18 protein-coding genes and 1 tRNA gene are annotated in these 24,230 nt (G+C 72.4%); 4 read left to right on the forward strand and 15 right to left on the reverse strand.

What is annotated here, in order from left to right; translation table 11 throughout:
• Positions 1-21: 21 nt before the first annotated feature.
• From tsaB to mrcB, 4 genes are read right to left on the reverse strand one after another with little or no spacing between them, the layout of a single operon-like run.
• Positions 22-714, reverse strand: coding sequence for a tRNA (adenosine(37)-N6)-threonylcarbamoyltransferase complex dimerization subunit type 1 TsaB (gene tsaB / locus ACYVJJ_RS00515; protein WP_460830241.1), 693 nt, complete (start codon positions 712-714; stop codon positions 22-24).
• Positions 715-728: 14 nt separating this feature from the next.
• Positions 729-2,789 carry an ATP-dependent DNA helicase gene (locus tag ACYVJJ_RS00520; RefSeq protein ID WP_460830243.1) on the reverse strand — a complete coding sequence of 687 codons (2,061 nt, stop codon included), beginning with the start codon at positions 2,787-2,789 and terminating at the stop codon, positions 729-731.
• 1 nt (position 2,790) lies between these two features.
• The gene (locus ACYVJJ_RS00525) at positions 2,791-3,312 is read right to left on the reverse strand and encodes a hypothetical protein (RefSeq protein ID WP_460830244.1); all 522 of its coding nucleotides are present in this window, start codon (positions 3,310-3,312) and stop codon (positions 2,791-2,793) included.
• On the reverse strand, positions 3,312-5,765 hold the full coding sequence (mrcB, locus tag ACYVJJ_RS00530) for a penicillin-binding protein 1B (protein ID WP_460830245.1): 2,454 nt from the start codon (positions 5,763-5,765) through the stop codon (positions 3,312-3,314). Before mrcB ends, ACYVJJ_RS00525 begins: the two co-directional genes overlap by 1 nt.
• A 123-nt stretch (positions 5,766-5,888) precedes the next feature.
• Here mrcB and ACYVJJ_RS00535 point away from each other — a divergent pair, with 123 nt between their 5' ends.
• Entirely contained in the window at positions 5,889-7,985 is a 2,097-nt protein-coding gene (locus ACYVJJ_RS00535; RefSeq protein WP_460830247.1) for a glycosyltransferase, read from the forward strand.
• A gap of 4 nt (positions 7,986-7,989) precedes the next feature.
• Here the strand turns inward: ACYVJJ_RS00535 and ACYVJJ_RS00540 are convergent, their stop codons facing one another.
• A complete protein-coding gene (locus ACYVJJ_RS00540) occupies positions 7,990-10,161 on the reverse strand; it encodes a RelA/SpoT family protein (RefSeq protein WP_460830248.1) in 2,172 nt (723 codons plus the stop codon).
• Between the two features lie 138 nt (positions 10,162-10,299).
• On the opposite strand from ACYVJJ_RS00540, the gene ACYVJJ_RS00545 reads away from it, so the two are divergent.
• Positions 10,300-10,779 (forward strand): hypothetical protein, encoded by a 480-nt coding sequence (locus ACYVJJ_RS00545; protein WP_460830250.1) that lies wholly within the window; start codon positions 10,300-10,302, stop codon positions 10,777-10,779.
• 11 nt (positions 10,780-10,790) lie between these two features.
• Here the strand turns inward: ACYVJJ_RS00545 and hrpA are convergent, their stop codons facing one another.
• The gene (hrpA, locus tag ACYVJJ_RS00550) at positions 10,791-15,047 is read right to left on the reverse strand and encodes an ATP-dependent RNA helicase HrpA (RefSeq protein WP_460830251.1); all 4,257 of its coding nucleotides are present in this window, start codon (positions 15,045-15,047) and stop codon (positions 10,791-10,793) included.
• A gap of 93 nt (positions 15,048-15,140) precedes the next feature.
• Here hrpA and ACYVJJ_RS00555 point away from each other — a divergent pair, with 93 nt between their 5' ends.
• A complete protein-coding gene (locus tag ACYVJJ_RS00555) occupies positions 15,141-15,686 on the forward strand; it encodes a Dps family protein (protein WP_460830253.1) in 546 nt (181 codons plus the stop codon).
• Between the two features lie 261 nt (positions 15,687-15,947).
• On the forward strand, positions 15,948-17,759 hold the full coding sequence (recQ, locus tag ACYVJJ_RS00560; RefSeq protein ID WP_460830254.1) for a DNA helicase RecQ: 1,812 nt from the start codon (positions 15,948-15,950) through the stop codon (positions 17,757-17,759).
• Here the strand turns inward: recQ and ACYVJJ_RS00565 are convergent.
• The 9 genes from ACYVJJ_RS00565 to tolR all read right to left on the reverse strand — a co-directional run bounded on the left by ACYVJJ_RS00565 (position 17,717) and on the right by tolR (position 24,230).
• On the reverse strand, positions 17,717-18,013 hold the full coding sequence (locus ACYVJJ_RS00565) for a hypothetical protein (RefSeq protein ID WP_460830256.1): 297 nt from the start codon (positions 18,011-18,013) through the stop codon (positions 17,717-17,719). The two genes, recQ and ACYVJJ_RS00565, sit on opposite strands and share 43 nt — an antisense overlap.
• A 234-nt stretch (positions 18,014-18,247) precedes the next feature.
• A tRNA-Lys gene (locus tag ACYVJJ_RS00570) sits at positions 18,248-18,323 on the reverse strand.
• A gap of 44 nt (positions 18,324-18,367) precedes the next feature.
• Complete coding sequence (queC, locus tag ACYVJJ_RS00575; RefSeq protein ID WP_460830257.1) at positions 18,368-19,081, reverse strand: 7-cyano-7-deazaguanine synthase QueC; 714 nt, start codon at positions 19,079-19,081, stop codon at positions 18,368-18,370.
• A 105-nt stretch (positions 19,082-19,186) separates the two neighbouring features.
• Complete coding sequence (gene queE / locus ACYVJJ_RS00580; protein WP_460830259.1) at positions 19,187-19,861, reverse strand: 7-carboxy-7-deazaguanine synthase QueE; 675 nt, start codon at positions 19,859-19,861, stop codon at positions 19,187-19,189.
• A gap of 46 nt (positions 19,862-19,907) precedes the next feature.
• Complete coding sequence (gene ybgF / locus ACYVJJ_RS00585) at positions 19,908-20,735, reverse strand: tol-pal system protein YbgF (protein WP_460830260.1); 828 nt, start codon at positions 20,733-20,735, stop codon at positions 19,908-19,910.
• A gap of 203 nt (positions 20,736-20,938) precedes the next feature.
• Entirely contained in the window at positions 20,939-21,469 is a 531-nt protein-coding gene (gene pal / locus ACYVJJ_RS00590) for a peptidoglycan-associated lipoprotein Pal (RefSeq protein ID WP_460830262.1), read from the reverse strand.
• A gap of 40 nt (positions 21,470-21,509) precedes the next feature.
• Entirely contained in the window at positions 21,510-22,817 is a 1,308-nt protein-coding gene (gene tolB, locus ACYVJJ_RS00595; protein WP_460830264.1) for a Tol-Pal system beta propeller repeat protein TolB, read from the reverse strand.
• Between the two features lie 70 nt (positions 22,818-22,887).
• The gene (locus ACYVJJ_RS00600) at positions 22,888-23,796 is read right to left on the reverse strand and encodes a cell envelope integrity TolA family protein (RefSeq protein WP_460830265.1); all 909 of its coding nucleotides are present in this window, start codon (positions 23,794-23,796) and stop codon (positions 22,888-22,890) included.
• The gene (gene tolR, locus ACYVJJ_RS00605) at positions 23,793-24,230 is read right to left on the reverse strand and encodes a protein TolR (RefSeq protein WP_460830267.1); all 438 of its coding nucleotides are present in this window, start codon (positions 24,228-24,230) and stop codon (positions 23,793-23,795) included. The genes ACYVJJ_RS00600 and tolR overlap by 4 nt, the downstream gene beginning before the upstream one ends.

Raw genomic sequence — 24,230 nt, forward strand, 5'->3', positions numbered from 1 at the left:
GCCCGCTGGGCGCGGCGTGCTTCACGATGCGCGTCGTGCCTGCTGCTCGACGAGCGTGAGCGCGACGTTGTCCCGCAGGTAGGCGGGCTCCACGCGCTCGGGCGGCAATGCCTCACCACGCTCGAAGGCGATCGCCGCCAGTCGCGCCGTGTCGGCGGCATGCGGCAGCGCGCACGGGTCGATCAAGACGAACGCGGGCTGCAGGCGCGTGGCGAGCAGGCCGTCGCGCGCGCCGAAGCCGGTCCCTGCGCCGCGCCATCCGGTTCCTTCGACGTCCACGCCCTCGGGCGGCAGCAGCGCCTCCGGCGCGAGCGGCTCCACGTCCGCCCCCGCGCGACGGAAGCGGCCGACGTAGAGCTCGCCCATGCGTGCGTCGATCGCGGCGAGCACCGGTGCATCGTCGACGGCCTGCGGCAATGCGAGCGCGGCGAGCGTCGAGACCGGCACGAGCGGGCGGTCGAGGCCGAGCGCCACGCCCTGCGCGAGCGCGAGGCCGAGGCGCACGCCGGTGAATGCGCCGGGGCCGCGGCCGACGGCGATCGCGTCGAGCGCGCCGCGGGCGATGCCCGCACCGGCGAGGAGCGCATCGGCCCAGGGCAGCGCGAGTTCCGCATGCCGGCGCGGCGCGACCTCGAAGCGCTCGATCACCTCGCCGTCGAGCCACAGCGCGACGGAGCAGGCTTCGGTGGACGTCTCGAAGGCGAGCAGTTTCATGGCGGTCCTGCGGATCAGCGGGCGAAGGCGAGCGCGGGGGTGTCGGCGTGCGCGCCGAAAAAGCGGCGCACGTCGTCGACGCTTCGCGTGCGCGGGAACGGCGGCATCGAATTGAAGAACACCGCGCCGTACTGGCGCGAGGTCAGGCGCGGGTCGCACAGCACGAGCACGCCGCGATCGGTCTCGGTGCGGATCAGGCGACCGACGCCCTGCTTGAGCGCGATCACCGCCTGCGGCAGCTGCTCGTCGCGGAATGGCACGCCGCCGTTGCGGCGGATGGCGTCGAGGCGCGCTTCGAAGACTGGGTCGTCGGGCGCGGCGAAGGGCAGCTTGTCGATGACGACCACGCTGAGCGCATCACCGGCGACGTCGACGCCCTCGCGGAAGCTCGCCGCGCCGAGCAGCACGCCATTGCCCGAGGCGCGGAAGCGTTCGAGCAGCACGCCGCGCGGCGCCTCGCCCTGCACGAACAGCGGCCACGGCCCGCCCTTGAGCAGCTCGGCGGTCTCGCGCAGCGCGCGATGCGAGGCGAACAGCAGGAATGCGCGCCCGCCCGAGGCCTCGAGCACGGGCCGCACCGCATCGACCACCGCATGCGAGTAGTCGCGCGAACCCGGATCCGGCATGCCGGGCGGCACGTAGCACAGCGCCTGCGTGCGCCAGTCGAAGGGGCTCGGCGCGAGCATGGTCTGCGGCTGCCACAGGCCGAGCTTGATCGAGAAGTGCTCGAAGCGGCCGCCGACGGCGAGCGTCGCCGAAGTGAACACCCACGCCGCCTGCGAGCGCGTGCGGTGCTGCGCGAGCGGGCCGGACACGTCCAGCGGCGTGCGGCTCAGGCGGAAGCCGCGCGCGGTGAGTTCGTACCAGAGCACGCTGCCGGCATCGGCGCGGCGCTTGCGCGGCGCGACGGCGTCGACCTCGTCGTCCGCATCCGTGTCGTCGACGGGCGGCTCGTCGAATTCGGCCTCGTTGCGCCAGCGATCGAGGCGCGATCGGAACTCCGTCGCGCGTGCGAGGCAGGCATCGAGCCCGGGCGAAGCCGACGACAGCGGGCGCAGCGCGTTCTCGAGCATCGCGAGCGACTCGTCGAGGGCCTCGAAGGCGTCCTCGACGCCGGGAGCCTCGGCCGCGCGTCGGCGGGTGCCGCGAACGGGCAGGTCGTCCATCGCGATGCGCAGCGCGCGCACGCGGTGCTCGAGGTCGCGCGCGGGGTCCTGCACGGCGACCTGCGCGGCGGTGACGGCGCGTGCCTCGTGCAGCGCATCGCGCGCGAGCTCGACCAGCGGCCGTGCGCTGAGCGATTCGCCGAAGAACTGCGCGGCGAGCTCGGGCAGCTGGTGGGCCTCGTCGATCACGAAGGCTTCCGCGCCCGGCAGGATCTCGCCGAAGCCCTCCTGCTTGAGCGCGAGGTCGGCGAGCAGCAAATGGTGGTTGACGACCACGACGTCCGCCGCCTGCGCGCGCTGGCGCGCCTGCACGACGAAGCATTCGGAGAAGAAGGGGCATTCGGTGCCGAGGCAGTTCTCGGCGGTGCTGGTCACCTGCGCGAAGACGGGCGAGTCCTCGGGCAGGTCGTCGAGCTCGGCGAGGTCGCCCATGCGCGTGCGCCCGGCCCAGGCGACGATGCGCTGGAACTGCGCGACCTGCTCGCGACTGCCGAAGCGCGCCTCGCCCGGGACGCCCGGCTGCAACGTGCCGCCCTGCGCGACGCGCATGCGGTAGACGCAGAGGTAATTCGCGCGGCCCTTGAGCAATGCGCTGGTGTGGCCGGCGCCGAGCGCCGTGCGCACGCGCGGCAGGTCGCGGTGGTAGAGCTGGTCCTGCAGCGCGCGGGTGCCGGTCGAGATGATCGTCTTCTTGCCCGACAGCAGCGTCGGCACCAGGTAGGCGAACGTCTTGCCGGTGCCGGTGCCGGCCTCGGCGAGCAGCGTGGCGCGCTGGTCGAAGGCATCGGCGATCGCCGCCGAGAGGTCCTGCTGCGCGGGGCGTGCGCGGAAGCCGCCGATCTCGCGTGCGAGGTCGCCGCCCTCGGCCAGCGCCGCGCGACAGGCCTCGCCGAGCCGTCCGGTCGCCATGTCAGTAGCGCGGCGGCGGGGTGACGGTGCAGGCGTCGCGGCGTGCACGCAGGGCCTGCGGCGAGTCCGCACCCGGTGCATGCATGGCGACCTGCGCGAGCGTCTCCAGCGTGCGCCGGCACAGCGGGCCGACCTGCGGGCCCGAAGCATGCGCGCGGCCCGCGAAATCGCCGGCGACGCGCGCATCGCCGAGCAGCAGCGCGGCCTCGGCGCGCAGCTGCAGGAGCCATGGATCCGCCGGAGCGAGCGCGATCGCGCGGTCCAGCGCCACCACCGCATCGCCCACGCGACCCGCGCGCTCGGCGGCCTCGGCCTGCGCCTGCAGGTCGGTGACCTGCGGATCGCGGACGGGCTGCACGTCGAGCTCGGTCGGCAGCGCGGCGCCGGCCTGGCGGATCACCAGGACCGCCGCGCGTGCCTTGGCGGGATCGAGCCCCGCGCGCGCGGGCGCGGCCGGCGGCGTCGACGCGCAGCCCGCCAGCAGGCCCGCGATCACGACACCATGGGCGATCCGAAGCGGCATCACGGACGGTTCCGCGGCTCGGGCGCAGGCGCCGGCTCGGGCGGCGCGGCCTTGGCCGGATCGCCGCCGCCGAACAGGTTTCGCCAGAAGCCGCCACCGGATTCGCTTTCCCCGGCAGGCGCCTCTTCGGCCGGCACGTCGCCGCCGTCCACCGGCGCGGCCGGCGCCGAGTACGGGCACGGCACCTGCGGCGGCGCGTAGCCGCGCGCGAACGGGAAGCGCTCGGCGCCCGGGCAACCGGCTTCGGTGGAATCGCTGCCAAGCATCCAGCGCCAGTCGAGGCCCTCGTCCGGCACCACCAGCGGCGAGGTCGGCAGGCGCGCGAACAGCGACGACCAGACCCGCATGCCGCCGGTCGCGCCGTAGAGGCCGGTCGCCTTGTTGGCGTCGTTTCCGACCCAGACGACGGCGAGGTGGTCGCCCGTCCAGCCCGCGAACCAGCTGTCACGGCCATCGTTCGAGGTGCCGGTCTTGCCGGCGGGCGAGAGCCGCCCCAAGCCGTCGTTGACGAGCTGGCGCGCCGTGCCGTTGGTGACCGCGCGCTGCAGCGCGACGGTGATCAGGCGTGCCGCGATCGCATCACCTTCCTGCGCGGGCGCGGGATCGGCGTCGTAGCGATTGAGCGCGCGACCGTTCGCGTCGAGCACGCCCCGCACCGCGCGCAGCGGCTGGATCTCGCCGCCGGACGCGAGGAACTGGTAGAGCTGCGCCATCGCATACGGGCTCTGGTCGACCGACCCGAGGATCAGCGACGGGCGTGCCTCGGCCTCGATTCCGGCGAGCGTGCGGATCAGGTCCGCCAGGCGCTGCGGCGTGACCTGCATGCCGATGCGCACGGTGGCCTGGTTGTAGGACATCGCGAGCGCCTGGATGACGCGCACGGTCCCATGGCTGCGGCCGTCGGAATTGCCGGGCGTCCACGGCTTCGAACGCTCCTGGCGCACGGTGATCGGCCGGTCCTCGACCCAGCTCGCGAGCGACCAGCGATCGGGCTGCGCCAGCGCGAGCAGGTAGACGAAGGGCTTGAGCAGCGAGCCGACCGGGCGCTGCGCCTCGACCGCACGGTTGAAGCCGTGCTCGGAGACCTCGCGTGCACCGACCACCGCGACGACCTCGCCGCGATGCACGTCGGTGACGACCATCCCGGTCTGCAGCGCGGGGCCGCGACGTCGGTCGAGCGACTTGAGCGTGCGACTGACCGCGCCCTCGGCATAGGCCTGCGCCGAGGGCGACATGCCCGTCATCACCGCGAGGCCCGCGCCGATGAGTTCGTCGGACGGGTAGTCGCGCGCGAGCTGCCGGCGCACGAGGTCCACATAGGCCGGGAAGCGGTTGGGTGCGAGCGAGGTCGGGTTCTTGGTCACGCCGAGCGGCGCCTTCGCCGCGCGATCGTGCTCGGCCTGGTCGATCAGCCCCGTCTCGAGCATCTCGCCCAGCACGAAGTCGCGGCGCTGCTTGGCGCGCTCGGGATGCTTGCGCGGGTCGTAGAACGACGGCCCGCGCACGATGCCGATCAGCAGCGCGATGTGCTCGGTCTTGAGTGCGTCGAGCTCGCGGCCGAAGTAGAACTCGGAGCCTGCCGCGACGCCGTGGATGGCCTGCGAGCCGCGCTGGCCGAGGTAGACCTGGTTGAAGTAGGCCTCGAGGATCACGCTCTTGTCATAGCGCGCCTCGATCAGCATCGCGTAGAGGATCTCCTTGAACTTGCGGCGGAACGTCTGCTCGTTGCCGATGCCGAGCAGGCCCGAACGCGCGAGCTGCTGCGTGAGCGTGCTCGCGCCCTGGCGCGTGTCGCGGGAGCGCACGTTCACCCACAGCGCGCGGAACATGCCGGAGATGTCGATGCCGAAATGGCTGTTGAAGTCGCGGTCCTCGACGGCCTGCAGGCCGGTGACGAGCAGGTCCGGGACCTCGTTGATGCGCACCAGCCGGCGTTCTTCCTGCTTCTGGCCGTAGAGCGTGGCGATGCGCGCCGGGTCGAGCCGGTGCGCGCGCAGGCTCCGCCGCGATTCGAGGTCACGAACGCCGACGATGCGGCCGCCGGAGAGCGTGACCTCCACGCTGCGCGGGCGGACCACGCCGTCGACATCGCTGAAGCCGCGGCTGGCGATGCGCCAGCGGCTCCCGTCGCGCGCGTAGCTGCCGGGCCGCCGGCCGTCGCCCTCGCGGTACGCCGCCGCCTCGAGCTCGGTGCGCAGCGTGGCGGCATCCATCGGCAGGCCGGGCGCGACCTGCAACGGCCGCGCATAGACACGCGTCGGCAGCTGCCAGCGCAGCTGCCCGAAGCGCTGGCCGACCTCGTGGTTGAGATACAGCGAATAGGGAATCAGGAAACCGAGCCCGAGCCCGATCGCCGCGAGGGCCCAGGTGAGCAGTCGGCGCCGCCAGACGGGCGCCTCCCGGTGCGGGCTGCCGTCGACGGTATCGTCTTCGTCGTAATCGATTCGGGCCACGGAATGCGAGAATGAAGGGCTTGCGCCCGCCTGGCGCGAGTCTAGCGCAGCCACCCCCGCAGCCCGTCGGAACCGCTCGGGAGCGATTCACCTCGACCGGAGCGACCGGATGGACCGTCCCGCATGAGCACGCACTGGGCCGACCTCGGCTTCCTGCTGAGGCGCGCGACCGGGCTCGGACGACGCGGGCTGGCGAGCCTGCGCCAGCGCGGCCTCGCGTCGACGCTCGCGCGGGTGCGCGACGTGCTACGCCCGGCGGCGCCTGCGCAGGGCGCCGGTCTGTACGTCCCGGTGCAGGCGGCCTTCGCCCCGTTCGCGCTCGCGACCTCCGACGCACCGGTCGCCAGCATCGTGATCCCGGTCTACGACCACGTCGCGCACACCCTCGCCTGCCTGCGCGCGCTCGCCGCGCATCCACCGTCGACGCCGCACGAGGTGATCGTCGTCGACGACGGATCGTCCGATGCCACGCCCGGGCAGCTGCCGCAGATCGCCGGGCTCCGATACCACCGGCGCGCCGCGAACGGCGGCTTCATCGCCGCCTGCAACGACGGCGCGGGCCTCGCGCGTGGCGAGTACGTGGTGTTCCTCAACAACGACACCGTGCCGCAGCCCGGCTGGCTCGAGCCGCTGCTCGGCACGTTCGCCACGCATCCGGATACCGGGCTCGTCGGCGCGCAGCTGATCTACCCGGACGGACGCCTGCAGGAAGCCGGCGGGCTGGTCTTTTCGGACGCAAGCGGCTGGAACTACGGGCGCTTCGGCGACCCCGACGATCCGCGCTACGCCTACGTACGCGAGGCCGACTACTGCTCCGGCGCGGCGATCGCGATTCCGCGCGTGCTGTTCACGCACCTCGGGGGCTTCGACACGCGTTACGCCCCCGCCTACTACGAGGACACCGACCTCGCCTTCGCGGTGCGCGAGGCGGGGCTCCGGGTGCGCGTGCAACCGGCGTCGCGCGTCGTGCACTGCGAGGGCGTGACATCCGGCACCGACGTCGGCCAGGGCGTCAAGGCCTACCAGGTCCGCAACCAGGCGAAGTTCGCGGCGAAGTGGGCGCATCGCCTTGCGCAGCAGCCCGCGCCCGGCGGCGACCCGGACCGAGCGGCGACACGCGCGCGCCGGACGGTGCTCGTCATCGATGCGCTGACGCCGGATGCCACGCGCGACTCCGGTTCGCTGCGCCTGGTGAACCTGATGCGCCTGCTGCGCGACGAGGGCGCGCACGTGGTCTTCCTGCCCGCGAACCGCCGCCATGCGGGCGCGCCGACGCAGGTGCTGCAGGCGCTGGGCGTCGAAGCCTGGCATGCCCCGCATGCGCAGCGCGCGCCTGCCTGGCTGCGTCGCCACGGGCCGCGCTTCGATGCGGTCGTCGCCTGCCGCCACTACGTGCTCCGCGAATTCCTTCCGCTGCTGCGCCGGCACGCGCCGCGCGCGCGGGTCATCTTCGACACCGTCGACCTGCATTACCTGCGCGAGCGCCGCGGCGCGGAGATCGCCGGTGACGCGGCCGGCCTGCGCGCCGCCGCGCGCACCCGCGCGCTCGAGCTGGACCTCATCGCGAGGAGCGACGCGACGCTCGTGGTGAGCGACGTCGAGCGCGCGCTGCTCGCGCAGGACGCACCGCAGGCGCGGGTCGAGATCCTCTCGAATCTCCACGAGGTCGCCGGCCCCGGGCGGCCGTTCGCCGAGCGCAGCGGCGTCGTCTTCGTCGGTGGCTTCGGCCATCCGCCGAATGTCGACGCCGTGCGCTGGTTCGCGCGCGAGGTCTTCCCGATCGTGCGCGCACGCGATCCCTCGATCGCCTTCCACTGCATCGGCGCGGAACCGCCGGAGGACCTCCGCGCGCTCGCCGCCGAGCCGGGCATCGAGGTCCATGGCCACGTGCCGGACCTGTCGCCCTGGATGGACGGCGCACGCCTGGCCATCGCGCCGCTGCGCTACGGCGCCGGCGTGAAGGGCAAAGTCAACCTCAGCATGGCGCACGGCCAGCCGGTGGTCGCGACGGGCTGTGCGGTCGAGGGAATGCACCTGCGTGACGGTGAGGACGTGCTCGTCGCGGACACGCCGGAGGCCTTCGCCGACGCCGTGCTGCGCCTCTACCGTGACGAAGCGCTGTGGAACCGGCTCGCGGCGGCCGGCCGCGCGAACATCGAGCGGCACTTCTCGCTGGATGCGGCGCGCGACGTGGCGCGTCGCGTGATCCTCGGCGACTGACGCGCTAGGCGCGCCTCGCTTCCTCGACGCCCGGCAGGGCGGCGAGCCGGCCCAGCACCGCCGCGAGTTGCCCGTAGTCGCCCACGCGCAGCCGCAGTTGCACGCGCATATGCGCGCCGTCACGACCGGGCAGCGCATTGAGGCTCGCGATGCCCACGCCGTTCTGCGCGAGCACGTTGGTCACTTCCTTGAGCAGCCACTTGCGATCGAGCGCGACGAGCTCGACGTCGACCTCGTAGCCGCTGCCGGCCCGGCGCCATTCCACGGGCAGCGCGCGCTGCGGGTCCGCGGCCGCCATGCGCTGGTACGCGGCGCAGTCCGGCCGATGCACGCTCACGCCGCGCCCGCGCGTGAGGTAGCCGGCAATCGGCTCGCCCGGCAGCGGCTGGCAGCAGCGCGCGAGCTGCACGAGCAGGTTGCCGACGCCCTCGACGGTGAAATCTCCCGCGCCGCGCGCACCACTGCGCGGCGCGCGGGGGGCCGGGACCGGGGGCACGCTCGGCTCGGTCGCATGGGTCGAGCGCTCGTGCTCGAGCAGCACGCGGCCGACCTGGTGCGGGCCCACGTCACCGAGCGCGACCAGCACGTGGAGTTCGTCGTCGGTGGCCGCGTGGAAGCGCTCGCGCGCCGGCGCGAGGTCGGTGCCGAGCAGCGAGAGCCGGCGCAGTTCCTTCTCCAGCATGTCGCGCCCGGCCTGCACGTTGCGCTCGCGGTCGAGCCGGTTGAACCACGTGCGCACCTTCTCGCGCGAGCGGCTGCTGGCGAGGAAGCCGTTCGACGCGACGAGCCAGTCCCGACGCGGCTCCGAGACCTTGCCGGTGAGGATCTCCACGCGATCACCACTGCGCAGGCGATGGTCGAGCGGCACGATGCGGCCGTCGACCTTCGCACCGCGGCAGCGATGCCCGACCTCGGTGTGCACGTGGTAGGCGAAGTCGAGCGGCGTCGCGCCGGCGGGCAAGTCGACCACCTCGCCCTTCGGCGTGAGCACGTAGAGGCGGTCCTCGACGAGCTCGCTGTCGAGCGCGCCGGCAAGCGCGGCGTCCTCGCCCGCCTCGGCCGAATGCTCCAGCAGCCGCCGCATCCAGGCGATCTTGCGCTCGAAGGCGGCGGCGGCCTGCGCCGAGGCGCCGCCCGGTCCCGCGCCCTCCTTGTACTTCCAGTGCGCCGCGACGCCGAGCTCGGCCTGGCGGTGCATCTCGTGGGTGCGGATCTGCACCTCGAGCGTCTTGCCTTCCGGGCCGACGACCGCCGTGTGCAGTGAGCGGTAGTCGTTGCGCTTCGGGCGCGCGATGTAGTCGTCGAACTCGCTCGGAATCGGCACCCAGGTCGCGTGCACGATGCCGAGCGCGGCGTAGCAGCCGGCGACGTCGTCGACGAGCACGCGCACCGCACGCAGGTCGTAGAGCTCGCCGATCGGTACCGCCTTGCGCTGCATCTTCTTCCAGATGCTGTAGATGTGCTTCGGCCGTCCGACGACCTGCGCGGCGACGCCCTGCGCATCGAGCGCGTCGCGCAGCACCCGCACGACGTCGTCGATGTAGGCCTCCCGCGCGATGCGCTTCTCGTCGAGGAGGCGGGCGATCTGCTGGTAGGTCTCCGGCTCGAGGAAGCGGAAGGCCAGGTCCTCGAGTTCCCACTTGAGCTGCCAGATGCCGAGCCGGTTCGCGAGCGGTGCATGGATGTCGCGCGTCAGGCGTGCGAGCTCGCGGCGCTCGGGCTCTGGCAGCGCGGCCGCCTGGCGCAGGCGCGCGAGCTGGCGCGCGAGCAGCACCGGGACCACGCGCAGGTCGCGGACCATGGCGAGCAGCAGGCGGCGCAAGCCCTCGCTCCCACGCGCACCGCCCTGCTGCGCATGCAGCGTCCACACCGGCTCGGCGGCCCGTTGCCCGTCGAGCAGCGCGGCGATGCCCGGAAAGCGCGCTTCGAATGCCGGGCCCAGCCCGGCCGCGAGCCCGGGCCATGCGGCGACCAGCGCCGACGCCACCATGTCGCCGTCGGCGCCGAGCCGCGCGAGCGCGTCGAGGCTCGCGGTGAGCTCGCTCCACGTGCGCGCATCCACCGAACCCGCCGGGACGTTCGCGAGCACCTCGCGCACGGACGGCGGGAGCACCGCCGCGGCCGGCAGGGCGAGCGCGTCGTCGAGACGATGCAGGGTGGGCGGTTCGGCATCCATGGTCGTCCTACACTAGCCGCGGGTCGCGGAACGGAACAGCCTGCAACGCGGCGCGATGGCCATAGCGCGCGTCGCGCGGGTCTTTCTGGTAAATCGTCGGCTGTCCCCGCCGCCGCGGGATCGCGCACGGAACCCGCCATGAAGACCTTCGCCACCTCCGCCCTGCTCGCGCTCGCGCTGCTCAGCCCCGCCGCGGGCGCGCAGGACGCCTACGTCGATATCGAAAAGCGCCTGAGCCCGGCGCAGATGCGCGAGACCGGGCTCGATCGGCTGTCGCCCGAGCAGCTCGCGCTCCTCAACCGGCTGCTCAGCGACGAGCGCGCGAACGTCGTCCAACAGGCGACGGTCGAGGCGCGCCGCGCGGCCCGCGCCGAAGCGCCCCCCGCCGCGCCGGCGCGGCAGGCCTTCGAGAGCACGATCCAGGGCCCGTTCACCGGCTGGAACGTCGGTACCGTATTCACTCTGGCGAACGGCCAGCGCTGGCGCGTGGTCGACGGCAGCTACTCGACGCGGCGCATCGAGTCGCCCAAGGTGCGCGTGCGGCCGGGGCTGGTGAGCGGGTTCTACCTGCAGGTGGACGGCCACTCGCCCAGTGCGACGGTCCGACTCGTCAAGTAAAGGGGCGGCACTCAGCCGCGCAGTTGCGACAGGCGCGTCGCCAGCTTCTTCGGGGACACGCCGCCGCGCGCACCCAGTTCCTGTGCGAACAGCGAGACGCGCAGCTCCTCCAGCTCCTGGCGCAGCGCCTGCCAGGCCGGATCGTTCGCTGCGGCCGCGCCCGCCTCATCGAGTGCCTGCGCGAACGGGCGCAGCTCGAGCATGCGGGCCTGGTCGCGACCGGGATCGCGCAGTGCGCGCTCGGCACGCAGCGACAGCGCCTTCAGGTAGCGCGGGTACTCCCGCAGCAGGAGCGCCGGCGTGTCGCGCAGGAAGCCCGGCGGCGTGAGCGAGGCCAGGTGCGCACGCATGTCGTCGAGATTGCCGCTCGCCCAGCCCATCAGCGGCGACTCGAGCTTCGCACGCACTTCGGCGACCGCGGCGAGGATCGCTTCCGCCTGCCGGAGTCGCGCCGTCGCCTCGGGGAACAGGCCCTTCGCGACCTGCTCGCGGCGCGTCGCGAAGGCCTCGGCATCGCGGATCCCGACGAGGTCGTCGGCCGTCAAGGCCTCGAAGGCGCCCTCGGCGAGATCCAGGCGCAGGCGATCGCCTTCCTTCAGCGAGGCGGCCTCGCCGGTGCGCGGCGCGGCGGACTCGATCGCGGCATAGAGGAGTGCGGTCTTCGGCGCGACGGGCAGCTGCTTGCGCGCCTGGCGCAGGCGATCGGCCAGCGCGAGCCGCAGCAGGCGGCGTACGCCGTCGGGATGCCGGCGCTCGGCGTCGCTGCGCTGCGCGAAGACCTGCAACGACGCGCTGTCGCCCTCGTCCTGCAGCGCCGGGAACGCGGGGACGCCGCCGGCGCCGCGGACCGCAACCGGGATCGGCGTGGCCGGAAACTCGGTGAGGCCCTCGCGGGCGAGGCCGCTCGCGGCCTTCTCGGCGAAGGCCTCGGCGGCGAGCGCGCCGAAGCGCTCGCGCAGCGCGTCGAGGTCGCGCGATTCAGCGAGAACATGCCGGCCGTCTCGATCGAGCAGGCGCAGCGCGACGCGCAGGTGCGGCTCGATCGCGCCCTCGTCGAAATCCGTCGCGGCGACGGCGGCCCCGGTGAGCTTGGACAGAAAGCGCGCGAGCGTGCCGACGAACGTATCCGGCTCGGCAGGCCGCCCACCCTGCCAGGCACCATGCGCCTCGGCGAAGGCCTTGGCGAAATCCGGCGCTGGGACGTAGTTGCGCCGCTGCGCCTTCGGCAGTGAGCGGATGAGCGCGGCCGCCTTGTCGGCGACGAAGCCCGGCGCGAGCCAGGACAGCTGCGGTGCGTCGAGCGCATTGAGCAGGTGCAGCGGCACCGCGACGGTCATGCCGTCGTCCGGCGCACCGGGCTCGAAGCGGTACTTCACGGCGAGCTGCACGTCGCCCATGCGCAGGAATGGCGGAAAGCGCGAGGCCGTGGTGGCCTCACCGATCATCAGGTCGTCGAGCGACCACTCGAGTGCGGCCCTGTCGGCGGGCGCGAGCTTCGCGTACCAGGCGTCGAGGGCCTGCACGTTGTGCGCGTGCGCGGGCAGGCGGTCGAGGTACCACTGCGCCATCCACTCCTCGTCGACCACGAGCCCCGCGCGGCGCTGCTTGGCTTCCTCGTCCTTCGCCTTCGCGAGCGTGGCGAGGTTCTTCTTCAGGAACACCGAACGCGTGTTGATCTCGCCGGTGACGAGCGCATCGCGCGCGAAGATCGCGCGCGACTCCTCCGGAAACATCGCGCCGTAGTGGATCGGCCGCTTGGGCGCGAGCACGAGGCCGAACAGCGAGACCTGCTCGCTTCCGATCACGCGACCCTGCGAGCGCGACCAGCGCGGGTCGCTCTGCCGACGCGAGAGCAGGTGCGGCAGCTCGTCGATCGCCCACTGCGGCTCGATCGAGGCATTCGTGAGCGCCCAGACGCGCTCGGTGTCGAGCAGCGTGGCCGACAGCACCCACGGCGGCGGCTTGCGCGCGAGCGGCGACCCGGGGAACAGCTGGAACTTGCGGCCGCGGGGCCCGTCGTAACCGCGGTCGCTGCGCTGCCCGACCTGCGTCGGCAGGCCGGCGAGGATCGCGCGATGCAGCTTGGTGTAGTGCGCGGCGGCGGCCTTGGCATCCGGCGAAGCCTCGGTGGCGCCCGCAGCGGCGCGTTCGGCGCTGCCGACATCGCCACGTGCATCGAGGCGCTGGCCGGTCGCGGGGCTGCGGCCCTCGTCCGCTGCATTCGGCTCGAGCGTGTCGCCGCGACGGGCTGCACCGCCGGTTCGCGCCGGTATCGTGCGTGCGCCGCCCGGCGCACCGCTGCGCGATCGCCCGCGGCGAGCCGGCACGCCGCGCGTGTCTGCTATGCCTCGCGGGGCGCCGGGTTCGCCCGCGCTCGTATCGCGGGCGTGTGCGTCGGCCCAGCCCAGCTCCTCGGCCATCAGCTTCAGCTGCCGATGCAGCTCGCGCCATTCCCGCATGCGCAGGAAGCCGAGGAAGTTCTTCTCGCACCACGCGCGCAGCTTGGATTGCGTGAGGTCGGCATGCGCGGCATCGAAGGCGTCCCACAGGCGCACGATGCCGAGGAACTCCGAGCGCGGATCGGCGAACTGCGCGTGCGCGGCATCGGCCGCCCCGCGCTGGTCGGAGGGGCGCTCGCGCGGGTCCTGGATGCCGAGGAACGCCGCGATCACTAGCAGCTCGCGCAGCACGCCATGCGCCTGCGCGGCCACGAGCATGCGCGAGAGCTTCACGTCGACCGGCAGGCGCGCCATCACGCGGCCGGTCGCGGTGAGCTGGCGCGCGTCGTCCACGGCGCCGAGTTCCGCAAGTTGTTGCCAGCCGTCGGCGATCGCGCGCGGGTCGGGCGGCTCGAGGAACGGGAAGTCCTCGATGCGGCCGAGGCCCAGCGCGAGCATGCGCAGGATCACGCCGGCGAGCGCGGCGCGGCGGATCTCCGGGTCGGTGAATTCAGCGCGCGACTGGAAATCCGCCTCCGAATAGAGGCGGTAGCAGGTGCCCTCCGAGACGCGCCCGCAGCGGCCCATGCGCTGGTTCGCACTGGCCTGGCTGACCGGCTCGATGTGCAGGCGGTCGAGCTTGGCGCGCGGGCTGTAGCGCTTGACGCGGGCCAGCCCCGGATCGACGACATAGCGGATGCGCGGCACCGTGAGTGACGTCTCGGCGACATTGGTCGCCAGCACGATGCGGCGCTGCGGGCCCGGGTTGAAGACGCGATCCTGGTCGCGCGTGGAGAGCCGCGCGTACAGCGGCAACACCTCGGTATGGCGGTACTTGCGGCGCTCGAGCGCCTGGTGCGCGTCGCGGATCTCGCGCTCGCCGGGCAGGAAGATCAGCACGTCGCCGCGCGGATCCTCCGACGTGATCTCGTCGCATGAGGCGACGATCGCCTCGTTGACGGTGCGCGCACCGTCGCGGTCGGCCTCGTCGGGCAGCGGGCCGCGCCGCGCACCCGGCGACGTATTCGCTTCCGACTCGCCGTCCAGCGGCCGGTAGCGCACCGAGACCGGATAGCCACGGCCTTCCACGCTCACCACCGGCGCATCGGCGAAATGCGCGGCGAAGCGTGCGGTATCGATCGTCGCCGAGGTGATGATCACCTTCAAATCGCGCCGGCGTTCGAGCAACTGCTTGAGGTAGCCGAGCAGGAAGTCGATGTTGAGCGAACGCTCGTGCGCCTCGTCGATCAGCAGCGTGTCGTAGCGCGAGAGCCAGCGATCGGACTGGATCTCGGCGAGCAGGATGCCGTCGGTCATGAACTTCACGACCGTGTCCTCGCCGACGTTCTCGGTGAAGCGCACTTGGTAACCGACCGCGCCGCCCATCGGCACCTGCAGCTCCTCGGCGACGCGGCGCGCCACCGCGCGCGCGGCGATCCGCCGCGGCTGCGTGCAGCCGATCATGCCCGCCGCGCCACGGCCCGCGGCGATGCAGAGCTTGGGGATCTGCGTCGTCTTGCCCGAGCCGGTCTCGCCTGCGATCACCACGACCGGGTGTTCACGGATGAGGGCCACAATGCGCTCGGCTTCGGCGGCGATCGGCAATGCCTCGTCCACCGTCGCCTGCGGCAGGTTCCGTGCACGGGCGGCGCGTTGCGCCGTCGACGCGGCGAGCGCCTGTTCGAAGGCCTCTCGACGCACGGCATCGGCGGGCGCCTGCTTCCATCGGCTCCACAGCCCATGCAGGCGCCCACGGTCGCGCGTCATCGCCTCGTCGAGGCGACGCCGGGCGTCCTGCAGCACGGCATCGGGGCGGGGTGCGATAGGCATCGTGGATCGTTTCGAGAAGGACGTTCTATTTCACAACCGTCGTAACGCGGCGGTATTTTCGCCCATCACCCGGCAGGACTTCGGAGAATCGACATGCAGAACGGATCCGACACGCGGCAGACCCCCCTCGGCGGCAGCGGCCTCGCGGTCGCGAGCGGCATGCCGCACGTGAATATCGGGATCGACGAGGCCGATCGCAAGGCAGTCGCCGAGGCGCTCTCGGGCTATCTCGCCGACGCGTTCACCCTCTACCTCAAGACTCACAACTTCCACTGGAACGTGACGGGGCCGATGTTCAACGCCCTGCACAACATGTTCGAGGCGCAGTACACCGAGCAGTGGGGCGCCCTGGACGACCTCGCCGAGCGCATCCGCGCGCTGGGCTTCAACGCGCCGGGCTCGTACGCGGAGTTCATCCGGTTGACCTCGCTGCCCGAAGAGCCGGGCCTGACCGACACGGTCGACTGGCGCGAGATGGTCCGCCAACTCGTGGTGGGCAACGAGGGCGTCTGCCGCACGGCGCGCGAGGTGCTCGCACGCGCCGACGAGGCCGGCGACGATCCGACCGTCGACCTCATGACCCAGCGGCTGCAGACGCACGAGAAGTACGCCTGGATGCTGCGCTCGCTGCTCCAGTAAGCGGCAGCGGCGTCGCGACGAAGGCCGGCCCGGTGCCGGCCTTCGTCGTTTTCGACGGGTCGCCGACCGCGCCGGGTACCCGACGCGTCGCACTCGGGGGAGCGTCGCCACGGCTGCGACCCGACGTGGCCGGCGTCCGCGCCTTTCAGCACCCATGGGGCCGGAAGGCCGGATAATTCCCACACCGGATCGCGTCCAGCGCCGGTAGGCGGCTCCCGGTCGCGTCCCCATATTCGTGCCACGACCGACAGACCGCCCCCGATGTCCGAACCCGCCCTCGACCTCCTCCACCGCGTCTTCGGCCACACGGCCTTCCGCGGCGAGCAGGGCCGGATCGTCGAGCACGTGGCCGGCGGCGGCGATGCACTGGTGCTCATGCCCACCGGCGGCGGCAAGTCGCTGTGCTACCAGGTGCCCGCGCTGCTGCGCCCGGGCTGCGCGATCGTGGTCTCGCCGCTCATCGCGCTCATGCAGGACCAGGTCGAGGCGCTGCTGCAGCTCGGCGTGCGCGCGGCGTTCCTCAATTCCACGCTCGACGGCGAAGCGGCGGCGGACGTCGAGCGGCGGCTCCTGCGCGGCGAGCTCGACCTGCTCTACGTCGCGCCCGAGCGTTTGCTCACCGGCCGTTTCCTGTCGTTGCTCGACCGGGCCGAGCTCGCGCTGTTCGCGATCGACGAGGCGCACTGCGTCTCGCAGTGGGGCCACGACTTCCGGCCCGAATACCGCCAGCTCACCGTGCTGCACGAGCGCTGGCCCGACGTGCCGCGCATCGCGCTCACGGCGACGGCCGACGCGCCGACGCGGCGCGAGATCGTCGAGCGCCTCGCGCTGGAGGACGCGCAGCAGTTCGTCAGTTCGTTCGACCGCCCGAACATCCGCTACACGGTGGTTGCGAAGGACGGCGGCGGCACGCGGCAACTGCTCGACTTCCTCGCGCGGCACCCGGGGCAGAGCGGCATCGTGTATGCCTTCTCGCGCAAGCGCGTGGAATCCGTTGCCGAGCAGCTGTGCAAGGCCGGGCTGAAGGCCCTGCCCTACCACGCCGGCATCGACGCAGGCATCCGCGCCGCGAACCAGCGCCGCTTCCTGCAGGAGGACGGCATCGTGATGGTCGCCACCATCGCCTTCGGCATGGGCATCGACAAGCCGGACGTGCGCTTCGTGGCGCATGTCGACCTGCCCAAGTCGATCGAGGGCTATTACCAGGAGACCGGCCGCGCCGGCCGCGACGGCGATGCGTCCGAAGCCTGGCTCAGCTACGGGCTCGGCGATGTCGTGAGCCTGCGGCAGATGATCGAGCAGGGCGAGGCCTCGGGCGAGCGCAAGCAGCTCGAGCTGCGCAAGCTCGACGCGCTGCTGGGCTACTGCGAATCCACCGGCTGCCGCCGGCAGGCGCTGCTTCGCTGGTTCGGCGAGGAACGCGACGGCGCCTGCGGCAACTGCGACAACTGCCTGTCGCCCCCCGTCAGCTGGGACGGCACCGAGGCCGCGCGCAAGGCGCTGTCGTGCGTGTTCCGCACCGGCCAGCGCTTCGGCGTGGGGCATCTCATCGACGTGCTCCGCGGCACCCAGACGGAGAAGGTGCGCCAGTTCCGCCACGAGTCGCTCAGCACGTTCGGCATCGGCAGCGACCTCGACGACCGGCAGTGGCGCAGCGTCTTCCGCCAGCTCGTTGCGGCGGGCCTGGCCACCGTCGACGTCGAGCATTTCGGGGCCCTGCGCCTGACCGAGGCGAGCCGTCCGCTGCTCAAGGGCGAAACGACGCTGCGGCTGCGTGCGGAGCCGGCGCCGACGTCGCGGCCGCGCCGCGACCGCCGCACGAGCGAGGGCGAGGCCTTCGATCTCGATCCGGCGTCCCTCGCGCGCTTCCAGGCGCTGCGGCAGTGGCGCGCGCAGGCCGCGCGCGAGCAGAACGTGCCCGCCTACGTGATCTTCCACGACGCCACGCTGCGTGCGATCGCCGAGGCCGACCCGGCCGACATCGACGACCTCGCGCGCATTCCCGGCATCGGCACGACGAAGCTCGATCGCTACGGCGAGGCCGTGCTGCAGCAGCTGTTCGACGCGGCCTGAGGCGCCCTACGACGCCAGACCGTCTCGGCGACCCGCGCCCCGCTGCGCAACAGCGCCTCGTCGGCGCCCCGGGCCACGGCGAAGCCGTGCAGGCCGATCTCCAGAACCAGCGCATCTCCGAGCATCTCGAGCCCGATGTCCACCGTACGCACATAGCGCATCGGCGCCGCCGCGACCGACGGCAGCGCATGCGCGAAGCGCGTGGGCACGACGACGAGCGCGCCATCGATGCGGCGGAAGAGATCGAGGTTCACGGGGTCCCGGAAGCGGCGCGGCATGGCGCCGGAGCGCCACGAACCGACAGCGTATAGCGAGATGCCCGCAGCCGCCTGAATGTCGCATCCGGCGCGGATGAACGGCGGCAGGCCACGTCTGGACGGCGCGCCGATGCCGCCTCGCAGCGGCAGCCCGTGGATGCCGAGCCGATGGCCGGTGCGTGTCATGAAGCGCACGCGGAGGCGATGCGGCGCACGTGCGGCATGCACGAATGGTGGGTCGTGATGGATTCGAACCATCGACCAGCGGATTAAAAGTCCGATGCTCTACCGACTGAGCTAACGACCCACGCCACCGGACGGACCGGCGCCGGCTGCGCCGGGGGCGCGATCTTACCCCACTTGGTCCCCGCCTTCATGGACGGCGGCGTAGCGCGTCTGGTCCGCCGCGCCGGCCGCCTCGAAGCCCTGCGCGCGCAGGCGGCAGGCGTCGCAGCGCCCGCAGGCGCGGCCCTGCGCGTCGGCCTGGTAGCAGGAGACCGTCAGGTGGAAGTCGACGCCCAGGCGAAGGCCCTCGCGCACGATGTCGGCCTTGCTCATGTGCTGCAGCGGCGCGTGCACGCGCAGGCCGGCACCCTCGACCCCCGCCTTCGTCGCGAGGTTCGCGAGCCGCTCGAACGCGGCGATGAACTCGGGACGGCAGTCGGGATAGCCCGAATAGTCGACCGCATTGACGCCGCAGAACAGGTCCGCCGCGCCCAGTACCTCGGCCCAGCCGAGCGCGAGCGACAGCATGATGGTGTTGCGCGCCGGCACGTAGGTGACCGGGATCGCATCGCCGCTGTCGCCCGCGGTGGGCACGTCGATGGCGGCATCCGTGAGTGCGGAGCCGCCGATGCTGCGCAGGTCGACGTCCACCACCTTGTGCGCCGCGCCAAGTGCGTGCGCGACCCGCTTGGCGGCGTCGAGCTCGGACGTATGCCGCTGGCCATAGCGCACGCTCAGCGCGTGCACCTCGAAACCCTGCGCCTTCGCGATCGCCACGACGACAGCGGAATCCATGCCGCCCGAAAGGAGGACGACGGCTTTGCGGGGCGATGCGGACATGGTCGATCGGTTCGGCAGGAATGCGCAGGACGGCGCGGAGGGAATCGGGTCGTGCGCAGCGATGCGGCCGCAGGTGGGCTTGCGGCGCAGGGGCGACCGGGGGCGCTAGCGTCCCGGCTCCTCGCCCCACAGCACCTTGTGCAGTTGCAGCTGGAACCGTACCGGCAGGCGATCGTCGACGATCCATTGCGCGAGGTCGCGCGGCGCCACCTGGCCATGGCTCGGCGAGAACAGCACATCGCAGCGCGCGGGGAGCGCGTGCTCGGCGACGATCCCGCGCGACCACTCGTAGTCCTCGCGCGAGCAGATCACGAACTTGACCTCGTCGCGGGGCGTGAGCAGCGGAATGTTCTCCCAGCGGTTGCGGTGCACCTCGGCCGAGCCCGGCGTCTTGATGTCGACCACGCGCGAGACGCGCGGGTCGACGGCGCCGATGTCGAGCGCGCCCGAGGTCTCCAGCGAGACCATGTACCCCGCGTCGCACAGGCGTTGCAGCAGGACCAGGCACCGCTTCTGCGCGAGCGGCTCGCCGCCGGTCACGCAGACATGGCGCACGCCCAGACGCGCGACCTCGGCCAGGATCGCGTCGATCTCCCACCAGTCGCCGCCGTGGAACGAATAGGTGGTGTCGCAGTACTGGCAGCGCAGCGGGCAGCCGGTCAGGCGCACGAAGACCGTGGGCCAGCCGACGGAATTCGACTCGCCCTGAAGCGACAGGAAGATCTCGGTCAGGCGCAGCCGCTCGGCGGCCGCGACGACCGCGGGGGCGGACAGGCTCATCCGGCGATTTTAGCGCCACGCTCCACGGCGCGGCTGTACCGCGGCCTCAGCGCGCGCCGAGGGCCTGCAGGCGCTCGGCGGCCGAGCGGGCGGCGTCGGTGCCGGGATAGCGCTCGACCACCTCGGCGAAGGCGGCGCGCGCGGCGTCGTCCTGCCGCAGGCTGAGCCGGGTGAGCCCGAGCTTGAGCAACGCACCGGGCGCCTTGTCGTGGGTCGGGAAGCGGTCGAGGAGCTGCTCGAACTGCTCCAGCGCCAGCGCATAGTTGCGGGTGGCGTAGTAGCTCTCGCCGAGCCAGTAAAAGCCGTTGGGGGCGTACACGCCGCCCGGATAGCGGTCGAGGAAGTCGGCGAACAGGCGCGAGGCGTCGGCGTAGCGACCGGCCTTCAGGGCATCGAAGGCGACGTTGTAGGCGTCGAGTTCGGCGCCCGTGGGGATCGCGGACGTCGCGCCGGTGCGCACCGGCGCGGGGCGGCTCGTCGCGGACGGCGTGGTGGGCGTCGCAACGCGCCGCGGCGCGACCGTCGGCGGAACCGTCGAAGCGGCCGTTGCCGCAGGCGTGGCGCCCGGTGATGCCGCGCGCGGGCCGCCCCCTTCGAGCCGCTGCAGGCGGCTGTCGGTGTCGGCATCCATCGCGCGCTGGGTGGAGCGCAGCTGCTCGTTGGCCTGCTGCAGCTCCTCGACCTGCGAACGCAGCGCCTGCACCTCGCTGCGCAGCTGCGCGAGCTGGTTGAGAAGGTCGGTGTTGCCCTGCGTGTTGAGCGAGCGCTGCTCGAGAATCGCCACGCGGTCGGCGAGGCTCGCGCGTTGTGCGTGGGCGGACGGCGCGAGCGCGACCAGAAGCGCGGCGGCGAGGACGGACAGGATCGGGCGCATCGCGATGCCGGGAGCCAGGGGAGCGGGGAGTATGCGGCGGCGCCGACCGGCCGGGCCAGCCGGCCGCTGAATCCTCCGCGCCGCCTGAGCCGACCGTCCTCGGCACCCTTCCGGCCACGCGGATGCCATGGCGGGTTCCGCCGACGACCTCAAACGGAAACGGGCCGCGCGAGGCGGCCCGTCGGTGATGCGTTCCGCGCCGATCAGCGCTCGCGGTAGGTGATCTCGACGCGGCGGTTGCGCGACCAGCAGTCCTCGCCGGACTCGGTGCAGACCGGCTTCTCCTCGCCGTAGCTGTTGGCGGTGATCTGCCCGCCCGAGCCGCCGGCGGCCTGCAGGGCCGACGAGATCGCGCCCGCGCGGCGCTCGCCGAGGCCGAGGTTGTACTCGCGCGAGCCGCGCTCGTCGGCATGGCCCTCGAGCGCCATGCGCGAGGACGGCCGGTCGCGCAGGTACTTCGCGTGGCAGTTCACGATGCTCTGGAACTCGGGCTTCAGCGTGTCCTGGTCGAGGTCGAAGTAGACGACGCGCTGGCGCAGGCAGCTGTCCGTATCGAGGTCGCCGGGGCCGTAAAGGCCCGAGGTCGACGGCGGGGTCACGATGCCCGGCTGGGTGGTGCCGGTGCCGGCGCCGTTGTCGACCGGCGGGGCTTCCTTGACCTTCTTCGAGCACGCCATGGCGAGCGTGCAGAGGGTCGCGACGACGACGAGCTTGCTGGCGGAGCGGATATCCATGGTCGTTCCTTCTTCAGGGTTCGATCGGGGTGACGGTCGGTCAGCGGGCCGTGCGGTACGGGCCCCAGGTCGGCTCGCGCACGTCGCCGTCGGTGGGCAGCCGCAGGCGCACGCGCGCATCGCCGGAAACGGTGTAGAGCACGCCGCGGCCGCCTTCGCGCGCGGCGTAGACGAGCATCGCGCCGTTCGGGGCGAAGCTCGGCGACTCGTCGAGCGAGCCCGGCGAGAGCAGGTTCCAGCGTGCGCCGCCGACGCTCGAATCCATCAGCGCGATGCGGTAGACGTTGCCGGCGCCCTGCGCGGTCGCGATCTTCTTGCCGTCGAAGGAGACGGTCGGGCTCGCGTTGTAGGTGCCGCTGAAGCTCACGCGCGTGGCGCTGCCGCCGCCCGCGCCGACCTGGTAGATCTGCGGACGCCCGCCGCGGTCGGAGGTGAAGTAGATCCGCGAACCGTCCGCGCTCCAGGTCGGCTCGGTGTCGATGCCGAAGTGGCTGGTGAGCTGGGTGAGGCCGCGGCTGCCGAGGTCCATCACATAGATCTCGGGATTGCCGGTGCGCGAGAGCGTCATCGCCAGACGCCGGCCGTCCGGCGAGAAATCGGGGGCGCCGTTGATGCCGCGGAACTGCGCGATCTTCTCGCGTGCGCCGGTGGCGATGGTCTGGATGTAGATCGCCGAGCTGCCGCCCTCGAAGCCGACGTAGGCCAGGCGGGCGCCGTCGGGGCTCCACGACGGCGAGAGCAGCGGCTCGGTCGAGCGCACGACGGTCTGCGGGTTGTAGCCGTCGCTGTCGGCGATCACCAGCGCGTAGCGCGCGCCGCCGCCGGTACCGCTCGCGGTGACGTAGGCGATCCGCGTGTAGAACGCGCCGCGCACGCCGAGGATCTTCTCGTAGATCGCGTCGGCGATCTGGTGGGCGACGTCGCGCATCGCATTGCCGCGCGCGGTCATCGCGAAGCCGAGCAGGCGCGTCTGGCGGGCGACGTCGAGCAGCTCGTATTCGACGCGGTAGGCGCCGCCCTCGGCGTCGAGCACGCGCCCGACGACCACGTAGTCCTGGTTCACCGCGCGCCACGCCGGATAGTTCAGCTGCTCGCTGCGCGCCGGACGCTCGGGCAGGCTCGCCTCGGGCATCGGCCGGAACTGGCCCGAGCGGGCGAGGTCCGCGGCGATCACCCCGGCGACATCGGTCGAGGGTGCGTTGCCGCCCTGGTAGGCCATCGGCACCACGGCGATCGGGAGCGCGGCGGCGTTGGCGCCGACGATGTCGACCTCGAGACGGTTCTGCGCGAGCGCCGTCAGCGGCGCGGTCAGCAGGGCGAGGAGGAGCGCGACGAGGATCCGCATCATTTCACCGGTGGGCAGCTGAACAACCTTAACAGTTTCCGAGCACGGGCTTGCTCACGCCTGAATCACGGGCTCACTCGTCACGGAAGCGGAAGGCGATATCCCGCTTGAAGACGCTTTCGAACCCTTCGTACGGCAGCGGCTGCGCCATCAGCACGGCGCTCTCGATCGAGCGCCGTGCGGCCTCGTCGTAGCTGCAGGGCTCCTCCGTGCGCGCCTCTCGCACGAGGCCCCCAGGGCTCTGCGTGATCACGAGGCGGCACAGCCCGGCGACGCGGTCGATGTTGCCCGGCCGCTTCCACTTGGCGCGGATCGCCTCCGATAGCGCGGCCACGTAGCGTGCCTGCAGGTCACTGCTGTCGCCTCCGCTCGCGGCTGCGTCCGAACGCGCCGATTCCTCCGCGGCACTCCCCCCCTGCCGCTCGCGCAGCTCGGCGACCTGCTGCGCGCGTTCGGCGGCGAGGCGCTGCTCGCGGATCTGCGCGGCGCGCTGGCGCCGGATCGCGGCGAGGCGGGCCTCGTCAACCTGCTGCGGCGGCGGGGTCGCCTGCTGCTCGCGCTGCTTCGGCGGTGTGGTGAGGTCGACCTGCGCCTGCCGGCGCTTCTCTTCCTGCTCCTTCGAATCGGTGGCCGCGAGCGGCGTGGGTGCGTCGACCACCTCGTCCTGGTCGACGTCCTCGGGCTGCGGGAGCATCGCCTGCGGCTCGGGCTGGGCCTCGGGCGGTGCCGCCTCGGGCTCCGGCTCGGGTTCGGGCTCCGGTTCCGGCGGCTCGATGGGCTCGGCCTCCTGCCGCAGCGTGCGCTGCATTGCGCCGCTCAGCGCGCTCGCCTCGACGACGTCCGCGGCCATGCCGCCCGCCGCCTCGGCCGGGCGCGTGCGATCCGCCCACCACATCGACAGCACGAACAGCCCGACGATCGCCAGATGCACCAGCACCGCCAGCACGACGGCGCGCGCGGTGTCGGCGGTGTCGTTCCTCACTTCGTGGTGTCCTTCGGGGCGCTGATCAGCGAGACCTTGTCGACGCCGGCGTCCTTGAGCACGTCGATCGCCTCGGTGACCGTCTGGTAGCTCGCGCTGCCGTCCGCGCCGATCAGCACCTGCGCCTCCGGGTTCTCGGCCACGATGGCCGACAGGCGCGACGTCAGGTCCGCGGCGGTCACCGCCTCCTTGGTGCCGGCCTTCACGATCAGCGTGTAGTTGCCGTCCGCATCGACCTGCACCACCACCGGGTCGGTCTTCTGCTGCAGCGACTTCGCGTTCGACTTCGGCAGGTCGATGTCGACGCCGAGGTTCAGCAGCGGCGCGGTGATCATGAAGATCACCAGCAGCACGAGCATCACGTCGATGTAGGGCACGACGTTGATCTCGCTCTTGAGCTTGCGCTTGCGATGGCGCCGCAGTGCGATCGACAT

Source organism: Lysobacter humi (ex Lee et al. 2017) (genome assembly GCF_054781815.1).

Coding starts and splice junctions, on each gene's coding strand:
- ACYVJJ_RS00535 (WP_460830247.1), top strand. CDS start 5,889: ATGAGCACGCACTGGGCCGACCTCGGCTTCCTGCTGAGGCGCGCGACC.
- ACYVJJ_RS00540 (WP_460830248.1), bottom strand. CDS start 10,161: ATGGATGCCGAACCGCCCACCCTGCATCGTCTCGACGACGCGCTCGCC.
- ACYVJJ_RS00525 (WP_460830244.1), bottom strand. CDS start 3,312: ATGCCGCTTCGGATCGCCCATGGTGTCGTGATCGCGGGCCTGCTGGCG.
- recQ (WP_460830254.1), top strand. CDS start 15,948: ATGTCCGAACCCGCCCTCGACCTCCTCCACCGCGTCTTCGGCCACACG.
- hrpA (WP_460830251.1), bottom strand. CDS start 15,047: ATGCCTATCGCACCCCGCCCCGATGCCGTGCTGCAGGACGCCCGGCGT.
- tolR (WP_460830267.1), bottom strand. CDS start 24,230: ATGTCGATCGCACTGCGGCGCCATCGCAAGCGCAAGCTCAAGAGCGAG.
- ACYVJJ_RS00520 (WP_460830243.1), bottom strand. CDS start 2,789: ATGGCGACCGGACGGCTCGGCGAGGCCTGTCGCGCGGCGCTGGCCGAG.
- pal (WP_460830262.1), bottom strand. CDS start 21,469: ATGGATATCCGCTCCGCCAGCAAGCTCGTCGTCGTCGCGACCCTCTGC.
- tsaB (WP_460830241.1), bottom strand. CDS start 714: ATGAAACTGCTCGCCTTCGAGACGTCCACCGAAGCCTGCTCCGTCGCG.
- queE (WP_460830259.1), bottom strand. CDS start 19,861: ATGAGCCTGTCCGCCCCCGCGGTCGTCGCGGCCGCCGAGCGGCTGCGC.
- ACYVJJ_RS00545 (WP_460830250.1), top strand. CDS start 10,300: ATGAAGACCTTCGCCACCTCCGCCCTGCTCGCGCTCGCGCTGCTCAGC.
- queC (WP_460830257.1), bottom strand. CDS start 19,081: ATGTCCGCATCGCCCCGCAAAGCCGTCGTCCTCCTTTCGGGCGGCATG.
- ACYVJJ_RS00555 (WP_460830253.1), top strand. CDS start 15,141: ATGCAGAACGGATCCGACACGCGGCAGACCCCCCTCGGCGGCAGCGGC.
- tolB (WP_460830264.1), bottom strand. CDS start 22,817: ATGATGCGGATCCTCGTCGCGCTCCTCCTCGCCCTGCTGACCGCGCCG.
- ybgF (WP_460830260.1), bottom strand. CDS start 20,735: ATGCGCCCGATCCTGTCCGTCCTCGCCGCCGCGCTTCTGGTCGCGCTC.